Annotated in this window: 21 protein-coding genes; 15 read left to right on the plus strand and 6 right to left on the minus strand. The window is 63.7% G+C overall.

The features are described 5' to 3' along the window. The first annotated feature begins 91 nt into the window (after positions 1-91). From C6V82_RS03665 to C6V82_RS03680, 4 genes are all read left to right on the plus strand, one after another. Positions 92-1,891: an acyl-CoA dehydrogenase gene (locus tag C6V82_RS03665; RefSeq protein WP_102589508.1), complete on the plus strand. Its 1,800-nt coding sequence runs from the start codon at positions 92-94 to the stop codon at positions 1,889-1,891. A gap of 79 nt (positions 1,892-1,970) precedes the next feature. Next, complete coding sequence (locus tag C6V82_RS03670) at positions 1,971-3,602, plus strand: acyl-CoA synthetase (protein WP_102589509.1); 1,632 nt, start codon at positions 1,971-1,973, stop codon at positions 3,600-3,602. Positions 3,603-3,880: 278 nt separating this feature from the next. Beyond that, entirely contained in the window at positions 3,881-4,729 is an 849-nt protein-coding gene (locus C6V82_RS03675) for a 3-hydroxyacyl-CoA dehydrogenase NAD-binding domain-containing protein (RefSeq protein ID WP_102589510.1), read from the plus strand. Between the two features lie 128 nt (positions 4,730-4,857). Next, positions 4,858-5,631, plus strand: coding sequence for an enoyl-CoA hydratase-related protein (locus C6V82_RS03680; protein WP_102589511.1), 774 nt, complete (start codon positions 4,858-4,860; stop codon positions 5,629-5,631). Between the two features lie 97 nt (positions 5,632-5,728). On the opposite strand, the gene C6V82_RS03685 is transcribed toward C6V82_RS03680, so the two are convergent. The 3 genes from C6V82_RS03685 to C6V82_RS03695 form a co-directional block, all read right to left on the minus strand. Further along, positions 5,729-6,622, minus strand: coding sequence for a DMT family transporter (locus C6V82_RS03685; RefSeq protein WP_102589512.1), 894 nt, complete (start codon positions 6,620-6,622; stop codon positions 5,729-5,731). Between the two features lie 61 nt (positions 6,623-6,683). Beyond that, positions 6,684-7,559, minus strand: coding sequence for a diacylglycerol/lipid kinase family protein (locus C6V82_RS03690; protein WP_102589513.1), 876 nt, complete (start codon positions 7,557-7,559; stop codon positions 6,684-6,686). Between the two features lie 102 nt (positions 7,560-7,661). Further along, entirely contained in the window at positions 7,662-7,820 is a 159-nt protein-coding gene (locus tag C6V82_RS03695; RefSeq protein ID WP_102589514.1) for a DUF1127 domain-containing protein, read from the minus strand. Between the two features lie 199 nt (positions 7,821-8,019). Here C6V82_RS03695 and C6V82_RS03700 point away from each other — a divergent pair, with 199 nt between their 5' ends. The 3 genes from C6V82_RS03700 to C6V82_RS03710 all read left to right on the plus strand — a co-directional run bounded on the left by C6V82_RS03700 (position 8,020) and on the right by C6V82_RS03710 (position 11,513). Then, the gene (locus C6V82_RS03700; protein ID WP_102589515.1) at positions 8,020-9,468 is read left to right on the plus strand and encodes an aminotransferase-like domain-containing protein; all 1,449 of its coding nucleotides are present in this window, start codon (positions 8,020-8,022) and stop codon (positions 9,466-9,468) included. A gap of 95 nt (positions 9,469-9,563) precedes the next feature. After that, on the plus strand, positions 9,564-10,322 hold the full coding sequence (locus C6V82_RS03705) for a VIT1/CCC1 transporter family protein (RefSeq protein WP_102589516.1): 759 nt from the start codon (positions 9,564-9,566) through the stop codon (positions 10,320-10,322). Positions 10,323-10,454: 132 nt separating this feature from the next. Then, positions 10,455-11,513, plus strand: a complete 1,059-nt coding sequence (locus C6V82_RS03710) for a calcium/sodium antiporter (protein WP_102589517.1) — start codon at positions 10,455-10,457, stop codon at positions 11,511-11,513. Here the strand turns inward: C6V82_RS03710 and C6V82_RS03715 are convergent. Together C6V82_RS03715 and C6V82_RS03720 are read right to left on the minus strand one after the other, a co-directional pair. Beyond that, positions 11,492-12,886 (minus strand): CHAD domain-containing protein, encoded by a 1,395-nt coding sequence (locus C6V82_RS03715; protein ID WP_102589518.1) that lies wholly within the window; start codon positions 12,884-12,886, stop codon positions 11,492-11,494. The genes C6V82_RS03710 and C6V82_RS03715 overlap by 22 nt on opposite strands. A gap of 48 nt (positions 12,887-12,934) precedes the next feature. Further along, positions 12,935-13,642: a TetR/AcrR family transcriptional regulator gene (locus C6V82_RS03720; protein ID WP_102589519.1), complete on the minus strand. Its 708-nt coding sequence runs from the start codon at positions 13,640-13,642 to the stop codon at positions 12,935-12,937. Between the two features lie 104 nt (positions 13,643-13,746). Here C6V82_RS03720 and C6V82_RS03725 point away from each other — a divergent pair, with 104 nt between their 5' ends. From C6V82_RS03725 to C6V82_RS03760, 8 genes are all read left to right on the plus strand, one after another. Next, positions 13,747-14,946 (plus strand): efflux RND transporter periplasmic adaptor subunit, encoded by a 1,200-nt coding sequence (locus C6V82_RS03725; RefSeq protein ID WP_229843051.1) that lies wholly within the window; start codon positions 13,747-13,749, stop codon positions 14,944-14,946. Further along, on the plus strand, positions 14,943-18,038 hold the full coding sequence (locus C6V82_RS03730; RefSeq protein WP_102589520.1) for an efflux RND transporter permease subunit: 3,096 nt from the start codon (positions 14,943-14,945) through the stop codon (positions 18,036-18,038). Before C6V82_RS03725 ends, C6V82_RS03730 begins: the two co-directional genes overlap by 4 nt. Positions 18,039-18,055: 17 nt before the next feature. After that, positions 18,056-18,640, plus strand: a complete 585-nt coding sequence (locus C6V82_RS03735; protein WP_180978351.1) for a hypothetical protein — start codon at positions 18,056-18,058, stop codon at positions 18,638-18,640. A 78-nt stretch (positions 18,641-18,718) separates the two neighbouring features. Next, a complete protein-coding gene (locus tag C6V82_RS03740; RefSeq protein ID WP_102589522.1) occupies positions 18,719-19,573 on the plus strand; it encodes an MOSC domain-containing protein in 855 nt (284 codons plus the stop codon). Positions 19,574-19,865: 292 nt separating this feature from the next. After that, positions 19,866-20,306, plus strand: coding sequence for a YtoQ family protein (locus C6V82_RS03745; RefSeq protein ID WP_102589523.1), 441 nt, complete (start codon positions 19,866-19,868; stop codon positions 20,304-20,306). A 180-nt stretch (positions 20,307-20,486) separates the two neighbouring features. Then, positions 20,487-21,335, plus strand: coding sequence for a hypothetical protein (locus C6V82_RS03750; protein ID WP_219724537.1), 849 nt, complete (start codon positions 20,487-20,489; stop codon positions 21,333-21,335). A 51-nt stretch (positions 21,336-21,386) separates the two neighbouring features. Then, complete coding sequence (locus tag C6V82_RS03755) at positions 21,387-22,847, plus strand: lipase family alpha/beta hydrolase (protein WP_102589525.1); 1,461 nt, start codon at positions 21,387-21,389, stop codon at positions 22,845-22,847. A gap of 145 nt (positions 22,848-22,992) precedes the next feature. Further along, positions 22,993-24,120 (plus strand): L,D-transpeptidase family protein, encoded by a 1,128-nt coding sequence (locus tag C6V82_RS03760; protein ID WP_229843050.1) that lies wholly within the window; start codon positions 22,993-22,995, stop codon positions 24,118-24,120. Between the two features lie 19 nt (positions 24,121-24,139). On the opposite strand, the gene C6V82_RS03765 is transcribed toward C6V82_RS03760, so the two are convergent. Then, on the minus strand, positions 24,140-24,805 hold the full coding sequence (locus C6V82_RS03765; RefSeq protein ID WP_229843049.1) for a response regulator transcription factor: 666 nt from the start codon (positions 24,803-24,805) through the stop codon (positions 24,140-24,142). Positions 24,806-24,816: the final 11 nt, after the last annotated feature.

Genomic DNA, 24,816 nt, shown 5'->3' on the forward strand with positions numbered 1-24,816 from the left:
CTATGCTGTCTTGGTTTATGCGACCTTTGGATAATGGTTAACGGAAAGTAGTGAATTCACTATCGCGTGACTCATTTTCCAGGATACTGCCATGATCTCCTACGTCGCTCCCCTGCGTGACCTGCGTTTCGTGCTGGAAGAATTGCTTGAACACGCCTCACTCACCCTGCCCGGTTTCGAAGAAGCGACTCCCGACCTCGTAGAGGCGGTACTCGAGGAGGCCGGGAAGCTCGCCGGTGATGTCTGGGCCCCGCTGAATGCCAGTGGCGACCGACAGGGGTGCCGGCTCGCCGATGGCAAGGTTACCCTGCCGGATGGTTTCATCGAGGCGTACCAGGCCTATGCCGAGGGTGGCTGGAATGGCATAGGCGTATCTGACGCGCTGGGTGGCCAGGGTTTGCCCGAGGTGGTGGCAAGCAGCGTCCAGGAGATGCTGCATGGCGCCAACATGGCGCTGGGGCTGTGCCCGATGCTCACCGCTGGGGCGATCGAGGCGCTGGCTCATCACGGCTCGGACACACTCAAGGCCACCTACCTGCCGAAGCTGGTGGAAGGGAGTTGGACGGGCACCATGAACCTCACCGAACCTCAGGCGGGCTCCGATCTTTCCAGGGTTCGCACCCGCGCCGTGCCCTGCGAAGCCTCCGAAGGCGACCATTACCGGCTGTTCGGCCAGAAGATATTCATCACCTGGGGTGAGCATGAGGCCGCCGAGAACATCATCCACCTGGTGCTGGCGCGCAAGCCCGATGCCCCGGAGGGCAACAAGGGCATCTCGCTGTTCCTGGTACCCAAGTACCTGGTCAACGACGACGGCTCTCTGGGTGAGCGTAACGATGTGGTGTGTGCCTCCATCGAGCACAAGCTGGGTATCCACGGCAGCCCGACCTGCACCTTGAGCTTCGGTGAGGGGGAGGGTGCCATTGGTTATCTGGTGGGCGAAGAGGGTCGCGGCCTGAACCATATGTTTACCATGATGAACGAGGCCCGCCACAAGGTCGGCATTCAGGGAATCGGTCTGGCCGAGCGTGCCTGCCAGCATGCTCTGGCCTACGCGCTCGACCGCGTCCAGGGCAAGAGCCCGCGCTCGCGCGGCGGCAGCGAATGCACCATCAGCGACCACCTCGACGTGCGGCGCATGCTGCTGTCGATGCGTGCGCGCACCGATGCCTTGCGCGCACTGGCGCTTTACTGCGCCAGCGAACTCGACGTGGCACGCCGTGCTGACGAGTCATCGGCGCGAGAGGCTGCCCAGGCGCGGGTCGATGTGTTGATTCCGGTGGTCAAGGCCTTCTCCACCGATCAGGCCGTGGAGATCGCCTCGCTCGGCGTGCAGGTGCATGGTGGCATGGGCTTCATCGAGGAGACCGGGGCGGCTCAGCTGTTCAGGGACGTTCGCATTGCGCCGATCTACGAGGGCACCAATGGCATTCAGGCCCTCGACCTGGCTGGGCGCAAGCTGCAGCGTGATGGCGGTGCCGCCCTGGCGAACCTGATCGATGATGTGGAAACCACCGCCCAGGCACTGGCCGCGCATCCCGAGCTTGCTGGTCTCGGTGAAGCGCTGGCGCTTGGTGCTACCGACCTGCGTGCCGCCATGGCTCTGGTACTCGAGCAGGGGGGCGACCCGGAACGCGGTGCGGATGCCGTTCAGGCCTATGCCACGCCGCTGCTTACCCTGGCAGGCCACGTGCTGTGCGCCTGGCAAATGGGGCGTGCCGCGCTGGTGGCGAGTGCAGCTCTCGAGACATCCGACGAGCCCTTCTACCACGCCAAGCTCGCCAGTGCCGACTACGCTATTCGCCAATGGCTGCCGGTTGGCCGTGCCCAACGTGCGATAATCGAAGCCGGAATGATGAGTCTGTCCAGCGATGCGCTACTTGCATCCTGACCCTGCGCCATGACCCGATGGGCTCGATAACGCCGACTCACCACTATTAACAATAATCAACCACATGGGAGAGAGCCGCATGCCCACGTCGATCTTCGAACAGGACCTGCCCCCCACACAGGCCAACCACGTCGCGTTGTCGCCATTGACCTTCATCGAGCGCAGCGCAGCGGTCTATCCCGACTATCCCGCCGTGGTGCATGGCGATATCCGTCGCAGCTGGGCCGAGACCTGGGAGCGTTGCCGGCGGCTGGCCTCCGCCCTCGAGCAGCGTGGCGTCAAGCCCGGTCAGACGGTGGCGGCAATGCTGCCCAACGTGCCGGCGATGTTCGAGGCGCACTTCGGTGTGCCGTTGGCCGGTTGCGTGCTCAATACCCTGAACATACGCCTGGATGCCGAGGCGATCGCTTACATGCTCGAGCATGGCGAGGCAAGTGCGGTGCTGGTCGACCCGGAGTTCGCCGGGGTGATCGAACAGGCGGTGGCTGGGCTTGCCAAAAAGCCCTTGTTGATCGATGTGGCGGATGCGTTGTTCGAGGGGGATGCGCGTTCGATCGGCGAGGTGGAGTACGAGGCGCTGCTGGACGAGGGTGATCCCAGCTACGCCTACCGGTTACCCGAAGACGAATGGCAGGCGATCTCGCTCAACTACACCTCCGGTACCACCGGCAAGCCGAAGGGTGTGGTGTACCACCATCGCGGCGCCTACCTCAATGCGGTCAGCAACATCCTCGAATGGGCCATGCCGCATCACCCGATCTACCTCTGGACCCTGCCGATGTTTCACTGCAACGGCTGGTGCTTTCCGTGGACCATCGCCGCCCGTGCCGGAGTGAGTGTCTGCCTACGGCGTGTCGACCCCCAGCGCATCACCGACCTGATCGTCGAGGAGGGGGTGACCCACTTCAGCGGCGCGCCCATCGTGCTCAATGGCCTGGTCAACCTGCCCGATGACCGCAAGCGGGTCTTCGATCATCCGGTCAAGGTCACCACCGCCGGCGCCGCGCCGCCCGCCTCGGTGATCGCCGGGGTCGAGAAACTCGGCATCGAGGTCACCCATGTCTATGGCCTCACCGAAGTCTACGGCCCGGTTACCGTGTGTGCCTGGCGCGAGGCATGGGATGAACTGCCGATCGAACAGCGGGCCAGGATCAAGGCGCGCCAGGGCGTGCGCTATCACATGCTCGAGGCGCTTTGCGTGGCCGACCCGGTGACACACGAGCCGGTACCCAAGGATGGCGAGACCATCGGCGAGATCCTGATGCGTGGCAACAACGTCATGAAGGGCTATCTCAAGAACCCCAAGGCCACCCAGGAAGCGCTGGCTGAGGGTTGGTACCATACCGGTGACCTCGCTGTGTGGCATGCCAATGGCTACCTCGAGATCAAGGATCGCTCCAAGGACATCATCATCTCCGGTGGCGAGAACATTTCGACCATCGAAGTGGAAGACGCGCTCTATTCTCTCCCTGCCGTGGAAGAGGCCGCGGTGGTGGCCAAGCCGGATGAGAAGTGGGGCGAGACCCCCTGCGCATTCGTTAAGCTCAAGGTGGGCTATGGCGAAGTCAGCGAGGCCGATATCATCGCCCACTGCCGTGAGCATCTGGCTGGCTTCAAGGTCCCCAAGACCGTGATCTTCACCGAGCTGCCCAAGACCTCCACCGGCAAGATCCAGAAATTCGTGCTGCGTGAAGAGGCTCGTAAGCAGTAGTAGCAGATCGCAAAAGCTAATCACCCGTGATTCAAGCGAGGAGCGTCCGGGGGCAAGCCGAAGGGGAGGTCCTACGCCAGGGGTGAGGAGCGAAGCTCCGAACGGGCTGACCATGGATGGTCAGCACCGGCCCTGCAAGTGGCGCAGGATGCGAGAACGCCGCAGGGCGTCGGTAGCGCCCAGGGATGGGTTTACAGCGCCTCCCCGCAGGCTTGCCGCCGGAAAGCGCTGCGAACAACAGCCCACAGTGGATCAAGAAACATCATCAGGAGAGTGCAATGAGTGAGCAACCGGTCGGCGTGGTCGGCGCGGGCACCATGGGGCAGGGTATCGCCCAGGTACTCGTGACCAGCAGCTTTTCCGTCAAGCTCTACGATGTGGCGGATGACCAGCTCGGGCGTGCCCAGCAGGCCATCGACAAGGGGCTTGGCAAGCTGGTGGCCAAGGAAAAACTGACCGAGTCGGACAAGACGAGCGCCCTTGCCCGGCTCGATACCACCACGGCTCTGGATGCGCTGCGGGGCTGCGAGATCATTATCGAGGCCGCCCCTGAACAGCCGGCGCTGAAGGAGAAACTGTTCCGTGACCTCAGTCACCTGAGCCACGATGCGATCCTCGCCTCGAATACCTCGTCGCTGTCGCTGACCCGCCTGGCCGCGGTATGCGAGCGGCCCGAACGCGTGGTGGGCATGCACTTCTTCAATCCGGTGCCGGTGCTCAAGCTGGTCGAAGTGATTCGCGCCGAGCAGACCAGTGACGCCACCGTGGCACGCATCGAGCGGCTCGCCGGCGATCTCGGCAAGACCGCCGTGGCCATCGCCGACTCGCCCGGTTTCGCGGTGAACCGCCTGCTGGTGCCGATGATCAACGAGGCGGCTTTCCTGTTGCAGGAGGGTGCGGCCAGCGCCGCCGACATCGATGCCTCGATGAAGCTTGGCGCGGCGCACCCCATGGGTCCGCTGGCGCTGGGTGATCTGATCGGCCTGGATGTCTGCCTGGCGATCATGGAAGTGTTGCAGGAGGGTTTCGGCGACCCGAAGTATCGCCCCTGTCCGCTGCTCAAGCGCATGGTCGCCGCGGGCTACCTGGGTCGCAAGTCCGGCCGTGGGTTCCACGTCTACGAATAACACCATGGCGTATTGTCTTGGCTGCGTATTGACCCAATGAGGGATTGCTGCCCAACCAAGCGTTCGCTAGGGTTGGGGGATGTCGCGACTGTGTTCAACTGGTGTTCTACCCACTAAGGAGCCTCCCCATGAGCGAGAAACCGATCGAGGTGGTCGACAACGGCGGCATCGTGCGCCTGACCATAACGCGTCCCAAGGCGCTCAATGCGCTGAACAGTGCCGTGCTGGAAGCGCTTGAAGCCACGCTGCTCGAACTCGAGGCCCGTGACGATCTGCGTGCCGTGTTGATCACCGGTGCCGGCGAGAAGGCCTTCGTCGCCGGCGCCGATATCGCCGAGATGCGCGACAAGACCCCTGAACAGGCCCGCGCCTTCGCGCAGAAGGCGCTGAAGACATTCAAGCGACTGGAGACCTTGCCGGTGCCGGTAGTGGCACTTGTCAACGGGTTCTGCCTGGGCGGTGGGTGCGAGCTGGCCCTGGCCAGTGACTGGGCGGTGGCCAGTGATAACGCCGTCTTTGGGCAGCCCGAGGTGTTGCTTGGCGTGATTCCGGGCTTCGGTGGCACCCAGCGTCTGCCGCGCCGTGTCGGCCCCGCCATGGCGCTGGATCTGGTTACCACCGGGCGCAAGATCGATGCCGCCGAAGCCCTGCGCATCGGCCTCGTCAACCAGGTGATGCCACAAGCCAACCTCGAGGCTTACGCCGAAGAGTTGACCAAGCAACTGGGTGGCAATGGCCCGGAGGCGGTGCGTAACGCCAAGCAGGCGGTGCATGATGGCCAGGACCAGGATCTCGATAGCGCCTTGGCGCTGGAGACCAGTCTGTTTGCGCTTGGCTTTGCCGGTGCGGAACAGAAGGAAGGCATGAATGCCTTCCTCGAGAAGCGCAAGCCGAACTTCTGAGTCTCGAGCTGTCGACTGACAGACCAAGCGGCCGTGGTGAACACCACGGCCGCTTGGCGTTGTGGAACGTGGTGCGATGCGGTTTGCCGCGTGGCGATCAACTCGGCGGGGGCGTCACGGCCTTTCGGCGCAGTCGCAGCACGCCTGTGGCGATGGCGGTGCCGACCAGGGTGATCGCCATGCCGGTGAGAATTTGTACTGTCAGCCCTTCGCCGAGCAGCAGGTATCCCCACAACAGGGCACTGACCGGCACCAGAAAGGTCACGGTCGATGTCGCCGTGGCGCCGGCACTGGCCAGTAGCGCGAAATAGAGCATGAAGGCCACGGTGGTGCTGAGCATGGCCAGCGCCAGCGCATTGGCCCAGACCAGGCCGCTGATCGGCTCGGTTGGCCATAGCCAGAGCCCGGGCCCGAGCAGGATCAAGGCCGACATGGCCGAGCTGCCGGCGGCCAGCACCCGGGCGGGCAGATGAGAGAGATAGGTGCGCGAATAGTTGCCGGCAATGCCGTAGCAGAAGGTGGCGCCAAGTACCGCCAGAATGAACCAGCCATCCCCACCCAGCGTGAAATCCAGGCGGTCGGCCGACAGCACGTAGACCCCGAATAACGCCATGGCAAGCCCCAGGTACTGCTGGCGTTGCACCGGGACACTGAACAGCAAGGCGCCAATCAGTGCGGTAAAGATCGGTGTGGTGGCGTTGATCAACGAGGTAAAGCCTGCCTCCAGCCGCGTGGTGGCAAGCGCCAGCAGCGAGAACGGCACCACGTGATTGATGAACCCGAGCATGAACAGTTGACGCTTGTGCCGCCACACCAGCTTGAGATAGCGCATGCTGAGCAGCAGCGGGACCAGCAGCAGCGCGCCCACGCCCATACGCACCAGCACCAGGGGAATCGCCCCGAACTCCGGTGCGGCAACGCGCATGAAGATGAACGACATCCCCCACAGCGATGAGAGCAGGATCAGACGAAGCGTATCGGCCGGAGACATTCGGCTTCCTTGGTGGGTTCCCAGTCGAAGGCCCGTCGGCACGGGCCACTCAATGCGGCTGTCAGGCGTTGGAGACGAGTCCGGGACTGATGACTTCCAGGGCCGCTGGGCGAGTCCATACGCTGACGCTGTCCATGCGCCCCATGTCCTCGCCATCAGCGGTCAACGCCCGTGCGTGGCGCAGTCGCAGTTCCGCCCGGGTCGTTGCCACATGTACCACCGCATCGCCCTTGCGGGGTTGGCGTCCGGTCAGACGGGAGCATAGATAGCTCAGCAACAGTGTCGGCCAAGGCCTTGGCCGCACGGCGACGATATCGAGCCTGCCATCGTCGAGGGTGACCTCGGGAAAACGTTGGCCGCCACCAAAGAAAGCGCCGGAGGCGATAGCGATCGACAGCCACTGGCCCTCGATACACTCACCATCATGTCCGATGCTGGCGTGAAAGCCGCGTTGCAAGCCGGCCTTCTGGGCCAGCACCGTCAGGTAGCTGAAGCGTCCCAGCGCCTTTTTCTGGCTTGCCGAGGCGTCGGTGGCCGGCAGGGCGCCGAGCCCCACGTGAACGACATTGAGGAACAGCCGGTCGTTCACCCAGCCGACATCCGCTCTGGCGGTGCGCCCCGTTGCCACCACCCGGCAGATGGCGGCCGGGTCGGTGGGCAGGCCCAGGTTGCGGGAGAAGTCGTTGGCGGTGCCGGAGGGCAGCACACCGAGAATGGCATGGTGTTCGATGCATACGCCGGCGATACGGTTCACCGAGCCATCACCACCGGCCACCAGCACCAGGTCACCTGCCCGGAGGTGATCTTCCCAGTGGTCATCGCCAAGTCCCACCTCGTTCAGATCGTGCACCCCGGCACGCTCGAGGTGGGCCAGCCAGAACGCCATTCCTCTCCGTCCATCGCCGGCCTTGTCGTTGACAATCAACCACTTGCGCATCCCTGTGTCTCCCTCGCCCGAATTTGTCACCGTGCGAGTATAGCCAATCGCGCTGTCGACATCGCCTGTTGCGAAGGGCCGGCTTAGGGCCTTGAGACTGGCTCAGGGTTTCCAGAAAGGCTTGGTGGCTTCCCGGCGGGCCTGCTCGGGGTTGATACCGATGTCGTCGAGCAGACGTTTGTCGAGGCCGAGCAGGGCGCGCCGGGTGCGACGGCGTTGCATGATGACCCGTAGCCTAGAGGTAAGCGAGGGAAGGTGCATGGCGGTTCTCCTGTGTGGGGCACCCTCACAGGCTAAGGCGATGGCCGGAACCGATATAGATTCAGTGTCGCGGAATTTTTGCGGTACAGTTTCCAATGGCGACACCCTGTACTGGACGCCGAGTGACGATCTGTACCGGTCGTTCTGCAAGTGTCAGTGCTAGTGTTAGTGGCAGTGCAAAGGGGGGGAAAGAGCCGGAATGACGCGCTATGAAGAAGTGGCGGCGGCCTTGCGCCAGCGTATCGAGCACGATCTCTATCGGGTCGGCGACCGCTTGCCTTCGCTGCGCAGGGTGTGCGAGGAGTTCCAGGTCAGTGTCTCCACGGCGCAGGAGGCATTTCGACGCCTGGAAGATGCCGCGCTGATCGAGGCCCGCCCGCGCTCCGGCTTTTTCGTGCTGCCGCGTCATGTCCCGGATCAGTTACCGGCCATGTCGCGCCCCGCACAGTGCCCGCTTGATGTCTCCCAGTGGGATGACGTGCTGGATCTGGTGGGCATGCCGGGCAGTCATCCGCTGTTGATGCTGGGCACCGGTATTCCCGACCTGAAGGCACCCACGCTGCGACCCTTGACCCGCCAGTTGGCAACCCTGCACCGCCGCCATGATCCGGCCGATCTCAACTACGACTCGTTGATCGGCAGCCTCGCCTTGCGCCAGCAGGTGGTGCGGCTGGCTGCCGCATCGGGATGCCTGCTGCACCCCGATGATGTGTTGATCACCACCGGCTGCCAGGAAGCGTTGTCGATCGCCATTCGCGCCACGACGTCGCCCGGAGACGTCGTGGTGGTCGACTCGCCGAGTTTCTACGGCACCCTGCAGATTCTCAAGGCCAATGGCTTGAAGGCGCTGGAGATTCCCACCGACCCGCGGACCGGGATCAGTCTCGAGGCGTTGGAACTGGCGCTGGAACAGTGGCCGGTGAAGGCCATTCAGGTCACGCCGACCTGCAACAACCCCTTGGGCTATACCATGCCTGAGGCCCGCAAGGCGGCGCTGGTGGCGTTGGCTAAGCGCTTCGATGTGGCGATCATCGAGGATGATATCTATGGTGACTTGGCCTATGGCCATCCACGCCCGCGCACGCTCAAGTCCTTCGACACGGACGGGCGGGTGCTGTTGTGCAGCGGGTTCTCCAAGACCCTGAGCCCAGGTTTGAGAGTCGGCTGGTTGGCGCCCGGTTGCTATCGTGATCGCGCCATGCACATGAAGTACGTCTCCACCGGTGCCTCGGCGAAGGTGCCGCAACTGGCAGTGGCCGAGTTCATTGCCCATGGCCACTATGAACGCCATCTACGCGAGGTGAGTCGCCAGTATCAACGCCATCGCGACAGTATGATCGGCTGGATCAACGCCTGCTTCCCGGCGGGCACGGGGGTCAGCTATCCACAGGGCGGGTTCATGCTGTGGCTGGAGTTGCCGGGAGGCGTCGACTGCCATGCGCTGAACCAGCGCCTCGCGGAACAGCATATCCGCATTGCCCCCGGCACCCTGTTCTCGGCCTCCGGCAAGTATCGCCACTGCTTGCGCATCAACCATGCCGCCCCTTTAACCGACGCCGTGTCCCAGGCGATCCGCTGTGTCGGCGCTACAGTCGCGACAATGGTGGATGAGCAGGCAGCAACACCTGTTGATGCTGAGGCCTGGTAGCGTCCTTGAGCCAATGCTTGCCATTCACAGGTACTTCAGCTCACAGGCACTTCAGCTCACATCTTTCAGCACAGGATGATCATGGATATCTTTGCATGAGCAAGCCAACCCGCGAGAGCCTGGCTCACGAGCACCATCCCGAGGCGATACGACGTCGGCTGAATACTGCCGAGACACCACGCACGCTGCCGGATGCCATTCTTGGTGGTATTGACGGCTGCGTGACGACCTTTGCGGTGGTCTCGGGGGCCTTTGGCGCAGGCTTCTCCTCGACGGTTGCCCTGGTGTTGGGGGTTGCCAACCTGTTGGCTGATGGCTTCAGCATGGCGATCAGCAACTTTGAAGCGATTCAGGCCGAACGCGAGTACATCGAAGACGTGTCCCGCAGTGAACGGCGCCATATCGATCTGGTGCCCGAGGGGGAGCGTGAGGAAATTCGTCAGATATTCCAGCGCAAGGGCTTTTCCGGCGAGACGCTTGAACGTGTCGTCGAAACGTTGACCCAGAACCGCGAGGTGTGGGTGGAAACCATGCTCAAGGAGGAACATGGCTTGCAGCCTGCTGGCCTGAGCCCTTGGCGCTCGGCACTAGCGACCTTCTTGGCATTCATGACGGTAGGCGCCATGCCGCTGATTCCCTACGCATTTCACGGGATGGGTGCCACCAGGCAGTTCGCGGCAAGCCTTGCGATTGCTGCCCTGATGTTCTTTCTGATCGGCATGGGCAAGAGCCTTGTCTACCATCGCCCCATACTGCGCTCCGGCTTGCGCACCCTGCTGATGGGAGGCGCAGCGGCGGGGCTTGCCTTTGCCACAGGACATCTTGCGCAGCTGCTGTTTGGCATCGACATCTAGTTGGCTTGCCGGCCATGTTTCGGGGTATTCGATAGCTTTTGTCGCTTGGACCGCATCGCATGCTGGCCTCATGCTGCGCGAACGGCCGGGAAGTGCCTTGCCAGACGATCATGATCGGGAGAGACGAGAAAGATGACCATTGCCGCCTTCATCGCTGGGCTGGTGTTGTTGATCGTGGGAGCCGAGGCGCTGGTGCGTGGCGCCTCGCGTCTTGCGGCGCGAGCGGGGATCTCGCCGTTGATCATCGGCCTGACCGTGGTCGCCTTTGGCACCAGCTCACCGGAGCTGGCGGTCAGCCTGAAGGCCGCCATGGATGATCAGGCTGGCATCGCCATGGGTAACGTGGTCGGCAGCAATATCTTCAACGTGCTGTTCATCCTTGGTGTGTCGGCGTTGATCGTGCCACTGGCGGTAGCCCAACAATTGGTGCGTATCGACATTCCGCTGATGATTGGCCTGTCGGTGCTGGTATTGCTGCTCGCCCTGGACGGCGGAATCGGTCATCTGGATGGCCTTGTGCTGGTGGGGGGCTTGGCCGCCTATCTGACCTTCCTGCTGTTCCAGAATCGCCGCAACCCGCCGCCCACCGAGCCGAACACCGCCACCGGGGATGATCGCCACTGGGCCATCAACCTGGCGATGGTGGTCGGTGGCCTCGTGCTGCTGGTGCTGGGCTCGCGTTGGTTCGTCGAGGGCGCGGTGGCTTTCGCCAACTACCTTGGCGTCAGCGATCAGGTCATCGGCTTGACCATCATCGCCGCCGGCACATCGCTGCCCGAGGTGGTGACCTCGATCATCGCCGCCCTGCGCGGTGAGCGTGATATCGCGGTCGGCAACGTGGTGGGCAGCAATGTGTTCAATATCCTTGGCGTGCTTGGCCTGACCGGGTTGCTCGCGCCTTCGGGCATCGCGGTATCCGAGGCAATGCTCGGGTTCGATTTGCTGGTGATGATCGCCGTGGCACTGGCCTGCCTGCCGGTGTGTTTCACCGGCGGCACCATCAGCCGTTGGGAAGGGGGCGTATTGCTGGGTTACTACGTGGCTTACACGCTTTACCTGGTGCTGGCCGCGACCCACCATGACGCCCTGGCCGGTTTCTCGACCGCCATGCTCTATTTCGTATTGCCACTCACCGTGCTGACACTTGTCGTGCTGACGGTTCAGGAGCGCTATCGCGCCAGGCGAGCGTGACGCCCGAGTGCTTGCTGCAAGCCTGACAGGGCCAGCACGTCCTGCCGACGCTCTGCCTTGCGGATTTCCAGTGTCAGTCGCCAGCTCGCCAGGTTGGCGGCGACGTCGTCGTCCATGTCATGGGCCTCCACGCTGTCAGCGAACTCGTCGAGCAGTTGCAACTGGGTGGTCAGGTCCTGGAAGTCACCGAGCACGGTCTGACGCGTCTTGAGCTGTTTCAGCAGGTCCGCCTGCTCGTCGGCGTTCAGTTCCGCCAGGTAGCGAATACGCTTCACCTGCTTGCGAAGCTCATGCAGGTCGCGATCGGGGGATTGATCATTCAGCGCCGCAAGGCTGGCATCATGACGGTCGATCCGCTCGGCGAGCACGTCGTGGATCGCCGCGGAGTCCATGCCGTCGAGGATGCTCCGCAGGTGCTTGGCGGATATCCGCCGCCGCCAGGTTTTCATCTCCTTGCGATAACGACGTCCGGCGAGCGCTTGCTGCAATATCCCATGCTCGTGGCTTGCCAGGCGTTCCAGGAACGCGAGTAGCGGGCCACTGGCTGGAGAGGCAAGAACCTCTTCAGCCGTGATCGCAAAGACCTCGAGGTCGCGTAGCCTGCTGGTGGCCTGGGCGCGCCGCTTGAGCCGCTTGAGCGCCTTGGCGAGAACCGGGTCGGGTGCCACGACCAGCACCGACTCGGCGATGGCGCGGCTGCGCCGCAGGTTGACGCGGTACTGATGAAGGAACTCGGGGTCGACTCCCTTGCGAACGCCAGGTTCCAGCCCGCGAATCATGCGGTACAGGAAGGTGAGCTGGGCGGGCACGCGTTCGGCGAGCGAGAGCCCCTCGAGCTTCGGTGCTACGGGGGCCTTGCGCTTGAACAGCGCGTGGCTGGCCTCGGCAGGAGAGAGCGTATGCACCAGCTTTCCGCAGCGCTTGTGCAACGACTGCCAGGCCGCCACGGGAAGCTCGATGTGCAGCAGGCTGCCGGTTGGCAGGGTTCGAGGCGCCTCGCCGGTCAACCACTCGGCAAGCTCGGTGAGTGCCGGTTCGTGGCCGATGAGGGTCAGGCTGTCGAGCGCCGGATCGACGTTTTTCAGCCAACGCCGAAGCATCTTGTGCTCGAAGGTGTAGAGCGTGTCGTCGAAACGTAGTGCGCCCCTGGTGGAGGTGTCCGGCAGGCAGCCCAGCAGCCCATAGATGGTTTCCCGGGCGCGCTGGGCGTCACTTGAAAACAGTGCGTCTTGCAGTGCGCCGAGACGGCCAAGCGGTGGCGCCATCGCCACGACCTGGCGTCGCCCGGTAGCCTTGAGCGGGCGCGCCTTGTCCGCAAGGCTGGTATCGTGCCAGCTCGACTTTGCATGACGGATCAGGAACAACTGCTTCATTGGCGACCTCCCGGAATCATCCCATTACTTTACCCTAGTGCCTTTCGCTCAATCCTCACTCGTGTCGTTTCCATAGCCCTCGATGAACAGCTCCACCGCCGCACTCACCTGGCGGTGAAGTTCCTCGTCACTGGGCGGTGGCCGAACCGCCATGCGCATTTCCTTGACCAGCATCCCTTGCCACATGCTGCACAGCTGATCGGCTGCCTGTGCGGCATCGGGCAGACGGATCAGGCCCGCATCCTCTAAGGCACAGAGTTGTTCCTGCAGCCATTGGCAGGTCGCCCATGGACCCGCTTCGAAGAAGGCGCGAACCAGCTTGGGGTGCTGTTCGCCCTGCATGGCAATCACACGCTCCACGGCCAGCACATGAGGCTGCATCAAGAACCGGGTGATACCCATGCCGATATCGATCAGCGACTGGCGCAGGCCCTCGGTGGTATCCGGCAGGCACTCGAGTCCCTGGCGCATCTTTTCGGTCTCGCGGCGTATCACGCTACCGAACAGCGCCTCCTTGGTGCTGAAGTGACCATAGACAGTCACTTTCGATACCCCGGCCTCGCGTGCCACGGCTTCCATGGTCACGCCATCCAGCCCGTGCTGGAAGAACAGGCAGGCCGCGGCGTCCATCATGGCATCGCGCTTGGTCGGGTCCTTGGGGCGGCCGACACCGCGTTCTCCGCTCCCCCGGATTTTTCCACTTTCCTGGGGCTTGCCGCTTCCCCGGGCGGCACCTGTGCTCGGGTGTCTGGTCATGAAACGGTCGTATCCTGGTCGTCATGCAAGTTTATATTGAACGTTGGCGTACACATATTATGATTGTACGACATCGTTCAAGAATAACGCATCTCGAGGCACACATGGTCAAGCGACAGGGCAATCATGAACATGGCATCCATGGACATGGCATCCATGGACATGGCATTCAGGGAATGGGACGCCGACTGCTCGCCACAAGCGTCGGAGTGGCTGTCGTCATTGCTACCCTGGTGGTGGTCGTGGTGACGCAGACGCGTCATGGCGAGGCTCAGGCGATACGCCTGCAGAGCGAGGATACGACCCCGCTCGACGTCTCGGTGCTGCGGCTGGAGGCAAGTGACGGTTTCACGCGTGACATGCGCCTGACCGGTAGTGTCATGGCCCGCCAGGCCGTCGAGCTGGCCTTCGAGCCGGCCGGCAGGGTGACTCGTGTGGACGTGGACCGCGGCGACAGCGTGGCTCGGGGAGACGTGCTCGCGACGCTCGACACGCGACGTCTGGAGAGCCGCCTGGTCGAGGTGCAGGCGCGCATCGACGAGGCGCGTGCCGCGCTGACGCTGGCCAGTCGCCAGGAAACGCGGGCCTCGCGGCTGGCCCAGAGCAACAATGCCAGCCAGGATGCGCTCGATCGAGCGCGCACCGATCGCTTGACCCAGCAGGCCAGGCTCTCCGGCCTCGAGGGCGAGCGCACCAGGCTCGAGGCGGACATCGAAGACAGCACGCTCAAGGCCCCGTTCGCCGGGCGAATCCTCGAGCGTCACATCGACACCGGGAGTCTGGTGGGCGAGGGGGCCGCGGCCTTCAGGCTGGTCGATGTGCAACACCTGGAGGCCCATCTGGGTCTGCCTGCGTCGCTTGCCTCGCACTTCACCACCGGGCAGACCGTCACCCTCTCCCGTAACGGCGTGACGCTCGATGGGGCGGTGCGCGCGAGCCTGCCTCAGGTCGAGGCCGACAGCCGCACGCTTACCCTGGTGGTCGATCTGGCGCCAGGCGCGCCGGTGGTGCCTGGCGATCTGGTCGAACTGCATCACGCCATCGAGCAGCCTGCGCCGGGCTACTGGGTGCCGCTCGATGCGCTGCTGGCCGGGGATCGTGGGTTGTGGTCGTTGCTGGTGGCGGAGCCGCTTGGCGATAGCGACCACCGCGTGAGCCGCGCCAGCGTCGAGGTGCTGCACACCCGCATGGGTCGTGCCTACGTGCGCGGCACCCTGGAGGATGGCATGGCGGTGATCGACGCGGGCACCCATCGGGTCACGCCTGGCCAGCGCGTCCGGCTGGTCGAGGATGAGCGTTCATGAGTCGTCTTGAGTGGCTGTTCAATCGCCGCCTGCTGGCCTTGTCCATCGGCTTGTTACTGGTGGCTGGCCTGTCCGCGATCCAGACATTGCCGCGCTCCGAGGATCCTCGGATGATCGTGCGCATGGCCACGGTGCTGGCGCCCTATCCCGGCGCCGAGCCCGAGCGCGTCGAGGCGCTGGTGGCAAGACCACTGGAGGACGCGCTGCGCACGGTGGCCGAGATCTCGGTGCTGGAGTCGACCTCACGCCAGGGCATGGCCTCGGTGAGCATTGAGCTGGGTGACGAGATCACCGATGTGGCGCCGGTGTGGAGCCGCGTGCGCGACAAGCTCGCCGATGTCGCCCCGACGCTTCCCGAGGGCGCGGGCACGCCGGAATTGCTCGACGACAGGAGCGAGGCCTTTACCCTGGTGGCCGCGCTGCGCTGGACGCTCGATGGTCAGCCCAATGCGCTGGTCATGGAGCGCCATGCCGAACGCATCGAAGACCGGCTGCGTGGGCTGCCCGGCACGGCCTACACCAATACCTTCGGCATGGCGGGTGAACAGGTCGAGGTGGTGGTCGACCCGCTGACGCTGAGTGCCCTGGGGCTCGATGTGGGCCGGCTCGCCGATGCTATCCTGGCCGCCGATGGCCGGCGCACCGCCGGTGAGGTCGTGACCGACGGCCACCGACTGTCGGTGGGGTTGAGCGGGGCCTTCGACTCTCTGGAGCGCTTGCGTGAGGTGGAGGTCAGCACCCGCGATGGGCGTGTCTACCGGCTCGCTGAACTGGCCGAGCTGCGTCGCGGCGTGGCCGAGCCACCCGCCAACCTGGCGCTGCTAGATGGCGAGCGCGCAGTGTTCATCGGGGTCCGCATGACGCCCGGTCAGCGCATCGACCTCTGGGTCGAGCGCGCCGAAGGGCTGCTCGACGACGTCAGGGATGACTTGCCGGTCGGCCTCGACCTGGAGGTGACCTTCGAGCAGGCAAGCTACACCCAGCAGCGGCTCAGTGACGTGGTCGGCAGCCTGCTGATCGGGCTGGGGCTGGTGGTGGCGATCCTCTTCATGACCATGGGCTGGCGTTCGGCGATCACCGTGGGGCTGGCGATTCCCGCCACGGCGCTTCTGACCCTGGGGCTGTTTCGCCCGATGGGGATCGATATCCATCAGATGAGCATCACCGGGATCATCGTGGCGCTGGGCTTGATGGTCGACAACGCCATCGTCATGACTAACGCTCTGCGTGAGCGGCTGCAGGCAGGCGACCGCCTCCAGCAAGCGGCACGGGACGTGCTTGGCCACCTCGCCGTGCCGTTGCTGGCCAGCACCGTGACGACCATGCTGGCGTTCATGCCCATCGTGCTGCTGCCGGGGCCGGCGGGAGAGTTTGTCGGCCCGCTGGCGCTGGCGGTGATTGTGGCGCTTTTCAGCTCCTATGCGGTGGCGCTGCTGCTGGTACCGGCGATCTCGCCATTGCTGCTGGCCGTTTCCGGAAAGCCCGCCCCCGTTGCATCGGACAACGCCATCAAGCGTGGCTTTCGTGGCTTGGTCGGCAAGACGCTCATGCATCCCGTCGCCGCCTTGGTGATCACGCTGTGTGTGCCGGTAGCCGGCATCGCCTTGATGCCGACCATCGATGTCGCCTTCTTCCCGCCCGCCGACCGCGACCAGTTTCACGTCGAGGTGCGCCTGCCTCCCGCGACCAGCATCGAGGAGACCGAGCGGTTGGGCCGGGAACTGGCCTCACTGGTCGGTGAGAGCGAGGGGGTGTCAAGGGTCTCGACCTTCATCGGCGGCAATGCGCCGATGATGTACTACAACGTGATGAGCACCGAGGATGGCAACCCCGCCTTCCTGCATCTGATCGTCGATACCCGCTCCCTTGGCGTTACCAACCGGCTGGTGCCAAGGCTCCAGCAACGACTCGACAGCCGCTTTCCCGAGGCCCAGAGCCTGGTGCGCAAGTATGAACAGGGGCCGCCATTCAAGGCGCCTCTGGAACTGCGCGTGGTGGGCGACGAGCTCGACACCCTGGCCGCGATCGGCCTGGAACTGGCCGGGCTGATGCACGAACTGCCCGATGTCACCCATGTGCGCGCCGGTATGCAGCGCGACTTGCCCAAGCTCAACCTGACCCTCGATCATGCCAGCCTGAACGATGCCGGCCTTTCGCCGGCAGCCGTGTCGCGGCAGTTGGGTGCGGCGCTGTCGGGCCAGGCCGCGGGGTATCTGCTCGAGGATACCCAGCAGTTGCCGATTCGCGTGCGCTACGCCGATGCGTGGCGCACGGCCCCTGAGCAACTGGCGTCGGCGCGGCTGGTAGGCGAGGGAGGTGTGGATCTGCCGCTCGCCGCAGTGGCCGAGCTCTCCCTTGCGCCGGCGTGGAGCGTTATCACCCGACGCGGCGCCGAGCGGGTACAACGGGTACTCGGTTATCTGCGCGCCGATGCGCTGGCCGCCGTATCGATGAGCATGCTGCAGGCGCGGATCGACGAGGCGCTCGAGAACGGTGAGCTGACACTGCCGGCAGGCTACCGCATCGAGACCGGCGGGGAGGCGGCCGAGCGCGATGAGGCGGTCACCCAGTTGCTCGGTTCGGTGGCGCTGCTGGTGATTCTGATGGTGGCCACCGTGGTGCTGGCCTTCAACTCGTTTCGCCGAGCGACCATCGTGTTCCTGGCCGGGGCCCAGGCCATGGGCATGGGGCTTTTGGCGCTGGCCCTCACCGGTCACGCCTTCGGCTTCGTGGTGATCGTCGGCGTGATGGGGCTGGTCGGGGTGGCGATCAATGCCACCATCATCATGATTGCCGCGCTGGACGACGATCCCGCCGCCCGCCAGGGCGATATCGCGGCCATGGTCGCGGTGGTCAGCGGCCCCACCTGCCGACATATCGCCTCCACCACCGTGACCACCTTCGCCGGCCTGGTTCCGCTGATGCTGGCCGGCGGGGGGCTGTGGCCTCCCTTCGCCCAGACCGTGGGCGGCGGCCTGCTGCTGGCCACTCTGGTGTCATTCTTCTTCACCCCCGCGATCTACCGGCTGTGGGTCGCGCGACCGAAAGCGCAACAAGCCACCGCCATCTGCTATGATCGGGCAAGCATGTGAGTTCCCGCGGAGGTGAGATGGAGAGAGGTGAGATGGATAGAGCCGAGATGGACAGAGTAGAGATGGACAGAGCCGAGATGAAGACAGAGAAAGCTGAAGTAGAAAGCGAGTTGAGTGACTTCGAAGAGAACATGCGCCGCGAGATCGAGGCTTACATGCAGCCCGCTCAGCAAAGCGAGCGTGACAACGCCACACAGTCACCCGAGCAGTTTGCCGAGCAATTCGCTGCCTATCAGGAAAACGTCGGGAAGCAAGCCGATGGCCATGGTACCGAAGGCCATGACGCCGCCGTCACGGCTGCCGACGAATCGACTGTTACGTCGAACGGTGCTGCCGCGGGTGATTCACCTGCCAGCCAACCCGCCAAGCCGCGCAGCAAGAAAGCCGCCAAGAAAGCTTATACCGGCACTGCCTACCGCACGGGGCATCTCGTCAAGCTCGCGGTACGTACCAAGCCGTTGTCGATGGATATCGTCTTCGAGCACGTCTCATCGAGTATCTCCAAACTCGAAGCCCAGTTGGAAGCCGAGAAAGCCGCGCGCAAGGCTGGTTACCCGATCATCGGTTATCTGATCGAGACCACACCCCTGAACAACGGCTGAGCTCTCCCTACTGCCGAGCCAGTCTTTCGGTCCAGGGAACAGGGCGTGCCGCCAGGAATGTCATCCAGGGAGTCGAGGATGCATATCAGTCAATTGTTCATCTACCCCGTCAAGTCCTTGGGTGGCATTGCGCTGGACGAGGCAACACTTTTTGACGAGGGGTTGGCCAATGATCGCCAGTGGATGGTCGTCGATGATATTGGCCGATTTGTTACTCAGCGCCAGCTACCCGCGATGGCGCGGGTGACGGTACGCCTGACCGCCGATGCCCTGGTGCTCGAGCACCCGCAGGCCGCGCCGCTGGCGGTTCCGCTATCCCCAGGCAACCAGCCACGATTGCCGGTATACGTCTGGCACGACCAGTGCCAGGCCTTGGATGAGGGCGTTGAAGCCGCGCGATGGCTAGGCGACGTGCTGGGTGACTGGCGAGGAAGCGGGCTACGGCTGGTGCGTTTCGATGAAGCGCAGCCTCGTCGGGTCGAGCCCGATTTCCTCCAGCCCGGAGAGCAGGCCAACACGGCGTTTTCCGATGGCTATCCGTTCCTGGTGGCCTCGCAGGGCTCGCTGGATGCGGTCAACCGTGGTCTCATGGCGCGGGGCCTGGCGGCGCTGCCGATGAATCGCTTTCGGCCTAACCTTGTGGTGTCGGACATCGAGCCGTTCGCCGAGGATGGCTGGGAGGCGTTGGCAAGCGCCGATGGTGCTTGGCGAATGGGCCTGCGCAAGCTATGCCAGCGCTGCAAGATCACCACCGTCGACCAGCATAGTGGAAAGATCGATCATCCTGGTGAGCCGCTCAAGACGCTGATGTCCCTCAAACCCCGGCTGGGCCTGAAGGGCGCCTTTTTTGGCCACAATGCCATACTGCTCGATGGCAAGGGACAGAGGCTACGTGTCGGGGACGAGGTGTCGGCCACGCAGCGCCACACCTGACATCACCCATTATGTTAGGGCAATCGCAGTTGGACATGACGAGGGGCGCCGTGGACAGGTCGAAGAGGAGGTCTTTTGCCATGGATGGCAAAAGTAGCGCCCAAGGATGGGTTCACAGCGCCTCCTCGATGGTCCGACATTTCGGGACCTGTCCCCGGTTCAGCACCGAGTGAAATTGCTAACTGCGATAGCCCTGCTTTATATGTGGAATGAATTTCCGTAGATGCCTTCCATGGGCTATGATAGGGGGCGATTTTCACCCGCTTCTTTCACCCACATTCGGGAGTCTTCGATGAGCTTTTACGTCTACCTTTCCGGCGAGATCCACACCGACTGGCGTGACGCGATCAAACGCGGTGCAGAAGCCGCAGGGTTGGATGTGGTGTTCACCTCTGCGGTGACCGACCACGACGCCAGCGATGCCGCCGGAGACCACCTGGGCGAGGAGAGTCAGCCGTTCTGGCGCGACCACAAGTCCTCCAAGGTCAACGCGATTCGCACCAAGACCCTGATCGAACAGAGCGACCTGGTGGTCGTGCGTTTCGGCGACAAGTACAAGCAGTGGAATGCCGCCTTCGATGCCGGTTACTGTGCCGCCCTCGGCAAGCCCTACGTGACCCTGCATGGCGAGGAGATCATCCACCCCCTCAAGGAAGTCGATGCCGCCGCCATGGCCTGGGCGACGACCACCGATCAGGTCGTCGAGATTCTGCGCTATGTCTTGAAGGCCTGACCCTCGATTCCTGGATCCCCCAGCGCTCTCCCATGCCTGGATGTGCATGAGGGAGCGCGAGCTGTCGATAAGGCCCTTTAGCGCGCCATGATCCCGCCACTCGGTCTACGCTGATCAGTGACATTGATCGGGCTCCGCCGGGTGATGGGTCAGCCAGGGAGCCTTTACCGGGAGGCTGTCATGGCGATTTCACTGAATGCTCCGCTGCGCCGCGAGTACGAGCAACTGTTCGAGACCTGTCGTATTCGCCCCACCAAGCTGCCCCATGTCGAACAGACCATCAATCGGCTGGTCGATCAGCGCCCTCGGTACGAGGAAGTGGTCAATCGCCAGGGGGTGCCCTGGGTGTTCGTGGCGTTGGTTCACAACATGGAAGCGAGCGGCAACTTCTCCTGCCATCTCCACAACGGGGACCCGCTCACCGCGCGCACCGTCCAGGTGCCCGCTGGCCGTCCGAAGCATGGCTCGCCGCCCTACAGCTGGGAAGAGAGTGCGGCCGATGCCATGGCGCTGAAACGGCTAGGCGCCAGCACCGACTGGAGTCTTGCCGGCATGCTCTACCAGCTCGAGCGTTATAACGGCTGGGGCTACAGAATGTACCACCCGCATGTGCTGTCCCCCTATCTGTGGAGCTTCTCGGAGCACTACATCAGCGGCCGCTACGTGGCCGATGGACGCTGGTCGGATACCGCTGTGTCGCAACAGTGCGGTGCCGCCGTGGTGCTCAGGCGCATGGCCGAGCATGGTCTGGTCGAGTTCGCCGACCAGCCACGGGTAAGCCCGGCGACCGATTCGGCCAGCGCCGAGCCGACTTCGACCGAGCCGCTGGTACCCAGGCACAGCATGCGTCGCGCCTCGCGTCAGGCCGAGGCCGAACGCGCCGAGCAACTGCAGCGCTGGCTGAACACCTTTCCGGGGATATTCCTGAAGGTCGACGGCGCCCCAGGCGATCGCACGTCGGATGCCTATCGGCGTGTGACCGGGCACTACCTTCCGGGCGATCCGCGCCAACAGGAGTCCCGCGCCTGACATTGGCGCAGGAACCGACCAGACTGCCGGGCGACGGCAGAGGAGAGCAGCATGTCACAGCAGGCCCTGCATCCGATCATCTACGTACGCGGTTTCGCCATGCGCGACGCCGAGATCGAAGACACCGTCAACACGCCCTACATGGGTTTCAACGTCGGCTCGACGCGTATCCGCCAGGCGCCGGACCGCTCCTTTGTGCGCTTCATCTTCGAATCGCCGCTGATTCGCCTGATGAAGGAGTACGGTTACCAGGATGTCTACGCCGGGGGTGCCGAACGCGAAGGGTCGTTACCCAGGCGCAGTATCGTCATTCATCGCTACTACGAACAGGATAACGGCGAAGGCGTGCGGCCCTCGATCATCGATGCCGCCCGTGAGCTTGGCAACCGGGTGCTGTGGCTGCGAGATCGCATCTGTGGCGACGATGCGCAGGCCCGCCAGGACTTCAAGGTCTACCTGGTAGCTCACTCCATGGGCGGGCTGGTCTGCCGTTGCCTGCTGCAGAACCCCGAGGTCGCTTCCGACCAGGCGCGTGGCTGCGTCGACAAGGTGTTCACCTACGGCACGCCCCACAACGGCATCGAGATGGGCGGTTTCAACGTGCCGCGCTTTCTCGGCCTGTGGGACATCAGCAACTTCAACCGCGACAACATTGCCAAAACCCTCGCACTCACGCAGCGCAACGGCCGTGTCGACCACCTCGACGGCCGCTTTCCGGCCGAGCGCTTCATGTCGCTGGTCGGTACCAACCACCGGGATTACAACCTGGCTCGATTCGCCGTGGGCGACATGAGCGATGGCCTGGTGAAGATCGAGAATGCCTATGTCCAGGGTGGCCCCCGGGTCTATTGCCACCTCAGTCACAGTGGCCACTTCGGCATGGTCAACTCGGAGGAGGGCTACCAGAATCTGACCCGCTTCCTTTTCGGCAATACGCGGGTGACCGGCAAGCTGGTTCTCGATGAGCTGCCGATGCCGCCGTCGGTCGACAAGGCCTACCGTGCCGGCGACACCGTCGAGGGGTCCTACCTGTTCGAATGCACGGTGACGCCGCGCATGCACCCGCCGATCGCGCTCTCTGACCGGCGCACCGAGCAAGGGTCGGCGATCTTCCGGCGTTTCGACGACATGTTCCATCCGGCGCGCGAAGGTCTCGAGCATGCCCGTCATCCGGTGCTGTTCTCGGTGTTTCTGGATACCGCCAAGATCCAGTCGGGGCGCACCATGGTGTTCGTTATCGACCTGGCGGTACGCAGTACCGAGTTCAAGGTCGATGGCCACTGGTTTCTCGACCGCCGGATTCCCGACGAAAACCTCTACCGCGAAAGGCTGGTCATCCAGGCCACGCGTAACGGTGATGAGTGGACACTTCGCTATGTGCCAAGCGATGAACGCTGGGGCGAGAGCCGGGGACGCGAGCTGGGGCGGGATGCACAGGGGGCTTTCGTGCCGCTGAGCAGCGCCAAGGGGTTTGCGGCCAGGCTCTACCTGGAGTTCGCGCCCTGGCATTAGGCATCGACCGCCACGTTACGGGGGGCGCGAGGATCGGGACGTTGCGTCGATTTGTCCTGCGCATGCGAACTTTCGGGGCGTTAATAGGTATCCTGTGGGGCACCGTGCAAAATCGCACAATCCAAATCCCCGAATGGAGACTTCGATGTCCCCGACGACCGACCCCTGGCAACCGAGGAACGCGCTTCTGGCGTCGATGTTCGTCGCGTTGCTTGTGATGAGCAGCGCGCTGCCAGTTCTGGCTGAACCGACACCCACCGCGTCGGCCGAACAGACTGAGGATGAACGGCTCGAGGACGCACAGACAGAGGCTGAGCGGCAGAGCGAATGGCCCAAGGGGCATTTCCCATTGCCCGAAGATGGCGATCTGATCGGCGAGAACTACACGGTCACGGTCGAGCATGAAGAGGACACGCTGCTTGATGTGGCCCGCGAGCACAACATTGGCTACGAGGAGATTCGTCGCGCCAACCCTGACGTCAGCCTGTGGGTGCCGGGCAAGGGCACCGAGGTGGTGATTCCCGCCCGGCGCATCCTTCCTGATGCAAAGCGTAGCGGCATCGTCATCAACATCGCCGAGTTGCGCCTTTACTACTACCCAGAAGTCGCCGAGGGCGAAACGCCGCGTGTAGAAACCTATCCCATCGGCATTGGCCGCGATGGCTATGACACACCGCTGGGGGTGACCAAGACCACCATGCGCCTGAAGGATCCGGCCTGGTATCCGCCGGAGTCGGTACGTCGCGAAGCCGCCGAGGCAGGCGATCCACCCCCGGAAGTGGTACCACCGGGGCCGGACAATCCGCTTGGCAGCCACGCCATCCTGCTGGATATTCCCGGCTACCTGATCCACGGCACCAACCAGCCAGACGGCATCGGCATGCGTGCCAGCCGTGGGTGCATCCGCATGTTCCCCGAGGATGTCGAATCGATCTTCAGCGATGTGCCGGACGGTACTCGGGTCAATATCATCGACCAGCCGATCAAGGTGGGATGGGACGGTGGCACGCCCCACGTACAGGTATATCAGCTGCTGGAAGAGCAGGAACACGGCATGGACGCGCTGATGGACACCCTGGCGTTGCTGGATGCCCCATCGGTCATGGTCAACTACGAGCAGCTGAGCGATCTGCTGGAAAGTCCGGATGGCCGGGTCGTCGCCCTGGAGCCACCGACGCTTGAAAAGCATGACCAGGTCGACGATCAGCAAGACGATCAGCAAGACAAGGACGACGATGAGGCCTCAGGGCTTTATGAGGACCTGGCGGCCTGAGAAGCGGCTGTTCAATGACTCACTCGCCTTCCCTGGATGGTTGAGGCGGTAGCGCCTCAACCAGCTCCAGTGCCACGCACAGACGTACCAGTTCAGCGAGGCTTCGCGCCTCCAAGGCCTTCATGGCGCGTAACCGATAGATCTCCACGGTCTTGGCGCTGATGTCGAGGTGCTCGGCGATCTCGCGGCTGGTCATGCCCTCGGCCACATGCACCAGGATCTGTCGCTCCTTCGGCCGTAACGCACCGTAGCGTGCCTGCAATTTCTGCTGGCGAGTTCGCGCCTGCAAGACCTTCAGATGCTCCGCCAGCGCATGCTGCACGGTATCGATGAGTTGCTGCTGATTGAACGGTTTCTCGATGAAATCGAAGGCGCCCGCCTTGAGCGCAGTGACGGCCATCGGCACGTCGCCGTGACCCGTCATGAAGATCACCGGCGGCGTGTCGTTGCTTTCGATGAGGCGCTGCTGTACCTGCAAGCCGCTGGCGCCCGGCATGCGCACGTCGAGCAGCACGGCACCGAACGCATTGGCGTCCGCGGCCAGGAAGCTCTCGCCGTCGGCGAAGGCGCGGGTGGTCAGGCCCACCGAGTCGAGCAGCCAGGTCAGCGAGTCGCGCAGTGCCTGATCGTCATCCACCACGGCGATGGGCAAGGGCATCTCGTTGGTAACGGGCTTTTCGGTCACCGGGGCCTCCA

It is taken from the genome of Halomonas urumqiensis, assembly GCF_003028575.1.
Taxonomy (GTDB): domain Bacteria; phylum Pseudomonadota; class Gammaproteobacteria; order Pseudomonadales; family Halomonadaceae; genus Halomonas; species Halomonas urumqiensis.